This is a genomic window from uncultured Marinobacter sp., from assembly GCF_913055835.1.
Taxonomy (GTDB): Bacteria; Pseudomonadota; Gammaproteobacteria; order Pseudomonadales; family Oleiphilaceae; genus Marinobacter.
This window is the reverse complement of sequence record NZ_CAJXKQ010000012.1, coordinates 97,168-103,978: the sequence shown is the minus strand read 5'-3', so window position 1 is coordinate 103,978 and position 6,811 is coordinate 97,168. Positions and strand designations below refer to the sequence as shown.

General features: G+C 56.7%; 7 protein-coding genes and 1 rRNA gene. All 8 read left to right on the top strand.

Annotation, left to right across the window (positions count from 1 at the left end):
• Window positions 1-14: 14 nt before the first annotated feature.
• The 8 genes from rrf to rpsI all read left to right on the top strand — a co-directional run bounded on the left by rrf (window position 15) and on the right by rpsI (window position 6,646).
• Window positions 15-129 (top strand): 5S ribosomal RNA (gene rrf, locus QZ534_RS09030).
• A 129-nt stretch (window positions 130-258) separates the two neighbouring features.
• The gene (locus tag QZ534_RS09025; protein ID WP_296933814.1) at window positions 259-1,809 is read left to right on the top strand and encodes a 2-isopropylmalate synthase; all 1,551 of its coding nucleotides are present in this window, start codon (window positions 259-261) and stop codon (window positions 1,807-1,809) included.
• A 423-nt stretch (window positions 1,810-2,232) separates the two neighbouring features.
• Window positions 2,233-2,658 carry a hypothetical protein gene (locus tag QZ534_RS09020; RefSeq protein ID WP_296933813.1) on the top strand — a complete coding sequence of 142 codons (426 nt, stop codon included), beginning with the start codon at window positions 2,233-2,235 and terminating at the stop codon, window positions 2,656-2,658.
• Complete coding sequence (gene rimI, locus QZ534_RS09015) at window positions 2,658-3,143, top strand: ribosomal protein S18-alanine N-acetyltransferase (protein ID WP_296933820.1); 486 nt, start codon at window positions 2,658-2,660, stop codon at window positions 3,141-3,143. Before QZ534_RS09020 ends, rimI begins: the two co-directional genes overlap by 1 nt.
• A gap of 88 nt (window positions 3,144-3,231) precedes the next feature.
• On the top strand, window positions 3,232-4,812 hold the full coding sequence (gene prfC / locus QZ534_RS09010) for a peptide chain release factor 3 (protein ID WP_296933811.1): 1,581 nt from the start codon (window positions 3,232-3,234) through the stop codon (window positions 4,810-4,812).
• A 21-nt stretch (window positions 4,813-4,833) separates the two neighbouring features.
• A complete protein-coding gene (locus QZ534_RS09005) occupies window positions 4,834-5,619 on the top strand; it encodes a TatD family hydrolase (RefSeq protein WP_296933809.1) in 786 nt (261 codons plus the stop codon).
• 193 nt (window positions 5,620-5,812) lie between these two features.
• On the top strand, window positions 5,813-6,241 hold the full coding sequence (gene rplM, locus QZ534_RS09000) for a 50S ribosomal protein L13 (RefSeq protein WP_008176556.1): 429 nt from the start codon (window positions 5,813-5,815) through the stop codon (window positions 6,239-6,241).
• Window positions 6,242-6,253: 12 nt separating this feature from the next.
• Window positions 6,254-6,646 carry a 30S ribosomal protein S9 gene (gene rpsI, locus QZ534_RS08995; protein ID WP_069184011.1) on the top strand — a complete coding sequence of 131 codons (393 nt, stop codon included), beginning with the start codon at window positions 6,254-6,256 and terminating at the stop codon, window positions 6,644-6,646.
• Window positions 6,647-6,811: the final 165 nt, after the last annotated feature.

Here is a 6,811-nt window from a genome sequence, read left to right as displayed (position 1 = left end):
GATCAACCGTTTTGCCTGACGACCATAGCGGTCTGGAACCACCTGATCCCATCCCGAACTCAGAAGTGAAACAGACCAGCGCCGATGGTAGTGTGGCGTTGCCCATGTGAGAGTAGGTCATCGTCAGGCTCCTAATGCCAAAACCCCAGCATCCTTGATGCTGGGGTTTTTTATTGCCTGAAACTCAGGCCCTCACTCACCTCAACCCGGTGATATACTCTCTCCATAACGAACGAAATCTCAGAATGGAGCCTGCCAATGCCAGCCACTGATCATCTGGTCATCTTCGATACAACGCTCCGTGATGGTGAGCAAAGCCCCGGTGCCACCATGAACAAGGCGGAGAAGCTCCGTATTGCGAAAGCTCTGGAAAAGCTTCGGGTCGACGTTATCGAGGCGGGATTCGCGATTGCCAGTCAGGGTGATTTCGAAGCGGTGAAAGCAATCGCCGAGTCCATCAAGGACTCCACGATCTGCAGTCTCGCCCGGGCGCTTGATAAGGACATCGATCGCGCAGCAGAGGCGATCCGGCCGGCACAGCGTGGGCGCATTCATACGTTTATTGCCACATCGCCCATTCACATGAAGCACAAGCTGCAGATGCAGCCGGATGAGGTGGTCGAGCAGGCCGTTCGCTCGGTCAAACGTGCTCGAAGCCATGTCGACGACGTTGAGTTTTCATGCGAAGACGCCGGCCGTTCCGAGCTGGACTTCTTGTGCCGGATTATTGAGGCGGCCATTGATGCAGGCGCCACTACGATTAACATTCCAGATACGGTGGGCTACGCGATTCCCGAACAGTTCGGTGAAACCATACGTCAGCTCATGAACCGCATTCCAAACGCCGACAAGGCCGTTTTTTCGGTGCATTGCCACAACGATCTAGGCCTGGCAGTCTCCAACTCTCTGGCAGCGGTTTGCCAGGGGGCTCGTCAGGTGGAGTGCACCATCAATGGTTTGGGTGAGCGGGCCGGTAACGCGGCGCTCGAAGAAATCGTTATGGCGGTGCGCACCCGCCAGGATCTGTTCCACATAGACACCCGTATTGATACGCAGCACATTGTGCCCGCTTCGCGCCTGGTATCTACGATCACCGGCTTTCCGGTACAGCCCAACAAAGCCATCGTTGGCGCCAATGCCTTTGCTCATGAATCTGGCATTCATCAGGACGGGGTCCTGAAGCACCGTGAAACCTACGAGATCATGCGGGCTCAGGATGTGGGGTGGCACACCAACAGCCTGGTGCTGGGCAAGCATTCCGGGCGTAACGCGTTCCGTACCCGTTTACTTGAGCTCGGGATTCAGTTTGAGACGGAAACGGAGTTGAACGAAGCGTTTACGAGGTTCAAAGCACTCGCAGACCTGAAGCATGAGATTTTCGACGAAGATCTGCAGGCGATAGCCAGCGATACCCGCCAGAAAGAGGAAGATGGACGGTATGGTCTGGTCTGCATGCAGGTATGCTCCGAGACGGGAGTCGTGCCCAAGGCCAATCTGACCCTCACGGTCGATGGCAAAGAACACAAAGTCGAGGCAGAAGGCAGTGGGCCGGTTGATGCCACCTTCAAGGCAATTGAATCTCTGGTGGATTCAGGCTGCAATCTCCAGCTGTATTCCGTAAACAACATCACCAGCGGCACCGATGCCCAGGGTGAGGTGACTGTCCGCCTCGAACGCGGTGGCCGGATCGTTAACGGGGTGGGTGCCGATACTGATATCATCATTGCGTCCGCCAAAGCTTACATAGAGGCCCTGAACCTGATCACTAAAGGCGGAATTCGACAACATCCCCAGGTTGCCGATGTGTGAGATCGGAAATTAGGTGAATCCCGACAGGCGAAGTTAATGATCAGATCGGAAGCAGAGCGTCAATTTTACCTGGGAGCGGCGGGGATCCGGATGTGGTATGCCCGGCAACCGCTGCCGGGTGCGGCGCCCAGTCCAGTTTTTGAGTTCCCTGACGAGGCCGGTGTTCCGAAACCATTCCCGGGCATATCAGAGCCTTCGCCTCGAGCTGAGAGCGGTTCAGCGCGTCCGGGCGGGGCTGAGCGGAAAGGGCCGGATCGAACCCCTGGCGTCGCCCGAATAGCGGATCTGCAGGCGTTAATGGGAGGCGATGCCGGTGCTACGGAAAAAACCTCGCAACAACCCGAGGAATCGCCTTCGGCTGCGAAGCCCACTGCGATATCCCCGGAACCAGAGCGGCAAGAGGAGAGGTCCGGACAATCGTCCATGATCCCCTCTGAAAGCGTTAACCTCATGGTCTGGGCGGGGCGCGGTGTCGCATTGATCGGGGGAATGTCCGGGGATGCGAGTAGTCGGCTTCAGGAAGCCCTCGCACTGAATATTCTCAAGAGCCTTGGTGAGGACCAGCCGCGAGTGCTGGGGCAAGTGTCCTGGCCCATTTTCAACAATCTGTTGGTGCCCGGAAATTCCGGCCATGACCTTGTTGAGGTAATGCGCAGCGTTCTGTCGGGCCTGGAGGGCCAGAAGGTTGTTGTCCTGCAGGGTGGAGAAAAGTCAGCGCAGAGCTGGCTGGTGGAAGCGCTTGGTCGTGAGGCAACAGTTTGGTTTCCGCACACCATTGCGGAGATTGCCGGCAACCCCGCATTAAAGCGTTCGCTATGGCAGCAAATACGGCCTCTGGTTGCCCGTTAATGCCCTATCCGGAAACTTACCAAAAAGTCCTTGAAGCCGATCTGTTCGTTCGGCCTCTGGAGTCTGAAGACGTGCCCGCTGTGCTTGATATAGAGCGCCAGGGTTATTCCCACCCCTGGAGTGAGTCGGTGTTTCTTGATTGTTTCAAGGACAACTATCGGCTCTGGGGTGCCTGTCACGGGGATAGGCTGATGGCCTACGCTGTGGTGGCCTATATGTTTGATGAAGCGCATTTGCTGAATATATGCGTCCATCCGAGAGCCCGCGGTAAAGGTGTGGGGCGCTACCTCTTGAGACACGTTCTGGCAACTGCGGCCCATGAAGGTATGTCCCAGCTGTTGCTCGAGGTCAGGGTTAGCAATCATGCCGCCCTTGGTTTGTACCAGGATGAGGGCTTTCAGGAGATTGGGCTGCGACCCGGGTACTATCCGGCTGCCAACGGGCGGGAGGATGCCCGCGTTCTGACGCGTACTCTTGGTCAGTGAGTGCTTCAGTGCGAGTTAGCGTCGCAGCTGCATAGGGCCTATAATGGCCGCCTTTTTCAGAACATCAGATTCAGGTTACTTTTCGATTATGTCTAACCTTTCCCAGGAAGTGGCCAAGCGCCGCACCTTTGCCATTATTTCGCACCCGGATGCCGGTAAAACCACCATTACCGAGAAGGTGCTGTTGTTCGGACAGGCGATCCAGAAAGCCGGCACCGTTAAGGGAAAGAAGTCCGGCCAGCACGCCAAGTCCGACTGGATGGAAATGGAGAAAGAGCGGGGCATTTCCGTAACCACGTCGGTGATGCAGTTTCCCTATGGTGGCAAGCTGGTAAACCTGTTGGATACGCCGGGCCACGAGGATTTCTCGGAGGATACCTACCGGACCCTGACAGCGGTGGACTCCTGCCTGATGGTGATCGACAGCGCCAAGGGTGTCGAGGAGCGGACCATCAAGTTGATGGAGGTCACCCGCCTGCGGGATACGCCGATCATCACGTTCATGAACAAGCTGGACCGGGATACCCGGGATCCGGTCGAACTGATGGACGAGGTTGAGGAGGTTCTCAAGATCGCCTGCGCGCCCATCACCTGGCCCATCGGAATGGGCAAGAGCTTTAAGGGTGTGTATCACCTGCTTCGGGACGAAGTCATCCTTTATCAGTCCGGTCAGGGCCACATGATTCAGGATAAGCGGATTATCTCGGGGCTGGACAATCCGGAGCTTGATGAAGCCATTGGAGCCTATGCTGATGATCTGCGTGATGAAATTGAGCTGGTCAAAGGCGCGTCTCACGAGTTCGATCAGGAGGCCTTTCTCGCCGGCGAGTTGACGCCGGTATTCTTTGGTACTGCGCTGGGTAACTTCGGTGTCGACCACATGCTGGACGGCCTGGTGGATTGGGCCCCGGCGCCGCAACCCCGGGAAACCGACCAGAGACTGGTCCAGCCGGCAGAGGATGGGTTCTCGGGTTTCGTGTTCAAGATCCAGGCGAACATGGATCCGCAACACCGCGATCGGGTTGCGTTCCTGCGCATTGTCTCTGGCAGCTACAACCAGGGCATGAAGGCCCGTCATGTCCGCATCGGCAAGGAAGTTCGCTTTTCAGACGCACTAACCTTCATGGCCGGCGACCGGGAGCATGCCGAGCAGGCCTTTGCCGGCGATATTATCGGTCTGCACAACCATGGCACCATTCAGTTGGGCGATACTTTTACCGCCGGCGAGGATATGAAGTTCACCGGTATTCCGAACTTCGCTCCGGAACTGTTCCGCCGGATCCGCCTGAAGGACCCGCTCAAGGCCAAACAGCTCCAGAAAGGGCTTATACAGCTGTCGGAGGAGGGTGCAGTACAGGTGTTCAGGCCGCTGCGAAATAACGATCTCATCGTCGGGGCAGTCGGTGTGCTGCAGTTCGATGTGGTGGTTAGCCGCCTGAAAAGTGAGTACAAGGTGGAAGCAATTTACGAGCCGATCAATGTGGCCACGGCCCGGTGGGTGACTTGTGGCGATGAGCGCAAGCTGGATGAATTCCAGCGCAAAAACAACGACAACCTGGCTCTTGATGGCAGTGACCGGCTCGCCTACATCGCCCCGACCATGGTAAACCTGAATCTGGCCCAGGAAAGGTATCCCGACATTCAGTTCCACAAGACCCGGGAGCATTAACGGTTCCGGGCGGAGGTGACAGTGCAGTTGATCGACGCCCATTGCCATTTTGATTTTCCGCAGTTCGAAGGCCGCCGTGATGCGGAACTCGAACAGGGTCGGTCGCGCGGAGTTCGCGGACTGGTAATACCCGGCGTCAGGCGACCGGACTGGGGCCGGGTCCGTGACACAGCGCTGGCGCATGGTGGCCTGTTTTACTGTCTTGGAATTCACCCCTGGTTTGTTGACGAGCATTCGGAGGAGGATCTGCAGGAGCTCAGGCGGCTGCTGGCGTCTCGCCCCGAGCGCTGTGTTGCGATTGGTGAATGTGGGCTGGATCGGCTCAAGGGCAGCCTGGAAGCGCAGTGGCCGTGGTTTGAAAAGCAGGTGGCGCTGGCAGATGAGCTGCACATGCCCCTGGTGATTCACTCCGTAAAGACCCATGATGAAGTGCACAGCCTGCTCAATCGCCGGCAGTGGGGCGGTCGGGCGCTGATTCACGGCTTTAGCGGAAGTTTCCAGCAGGCCGATAAACTGGTGGACTTGGGATGCTTTATCGGGGTAGGTGGCGTGATCACTCACCCCCGTGCCCGGAAGACCCGCGACGCGATTGCCCGACTGCCGCTTGAGGCTCTGGTGCTTGAAACGGATGCGCCGGACATGGCGCCCGAGGGCGTACCGCAGGGGCAGAATTCACCCCGGTATCTGCCGGATATTCTGGACGTGCTCGCCGAGATCCGAGGTTCTAAGCCGGAGCAACTGGCGCCGGTGCTTCTGGACAATGTATCCCGACTCTATGGTTGGTCGGCTGCCGGTATAGGGGAATAACGAAACGAACCAACACAGGGTTGGCTTTCCCGAGTGGTTCGAGTATACTTCGCGCCCTGGCTTTTCAAGGCGATGTCACTATCTCAGCCCCGAATGATGGCAGCGCAACACAGGTATGGAACCTCCTCCGGATGCCTTGCATTTACCGGTGGTGGTTTTTAACGTTTCTTATATAGCGTTCAAGGCGGAATCAATGAAGACTCTGAGTGCGAAACCAGAAACAGTAAAACGTGACTGGTACGTTGTAGACGCAGCCGGCAAGACGCTGGGTCGTCTGTCAACCGAAATCGCCCTTCGTCTGCGGGGCAAGCATAAGCCTGAGTACACCCCTCACGTAGACACTGGCGATTACATTGTTGTGATCAACGCGAGCCAGGTGCGGGTTACCGGCAAGAAGGCATCTGACAAGATGTATTACAGTCATACCGGCTTTCCGGGTGGAATCAAGTCCATCAACTTCGAGAAGCTGGTCGACAAGGCTCCCGAGCAAATCATTCAGAAGTCTGTCAAAGGCATGCTTCCGAAAGGCCCGCTCGGTCGCGCCATGTTCAAGAAGCTGAAAATCTATGCCGGCGCTGAGCATCCTCACGCAGCCCAGCAGCCCAAAGAACTCGACATTTAACGGAAGGCGGATATGTCTGTAGCACAAAATTACGGTACTGGTCGCCGCAAGACATCCACGGCTCGGGTTTTTATCAAGCCGGGAAGCGGTAACATCTCTATCAATGGTCGCTCAATCGAAGATTTCTTCGGTCGTGACACTCTGCGCATGATCGTTCGTCAGCCGCTGGTTGTTGCCGAGTCTACCGATCGTTTTGATATCCAGATCACCGTCAAGGGTGGTGGTATCAGTGGTCAGGCCGGCGCTATTCGCCACGGTCTGACTCGCGCCCTGATGGATTACGACGAAACTCTGCGTCCGGCGCTGCGTAAAGCGGGTTACGTTACCCGTGACGCGCGTGAAGTCGAGCGTAAGAAAGTGGGTCTGCGCAAGGCGCGTAAGCGTCCTCAGTACTCCAAGCGTTAATTTCGCTGGTACAGATCCTGGAAAACCCGGCCCCTTTTGGTCGGGTTTTTTTATGTTCGGACGATTTGTCAGCAAATTGATCTGGAACAGTGATGAGGCGCCAGCGCCGGCTTTCCGACTTGTAAGGCCAAGGTAATTTCATTACCATTTGGGCGCTTATATTTT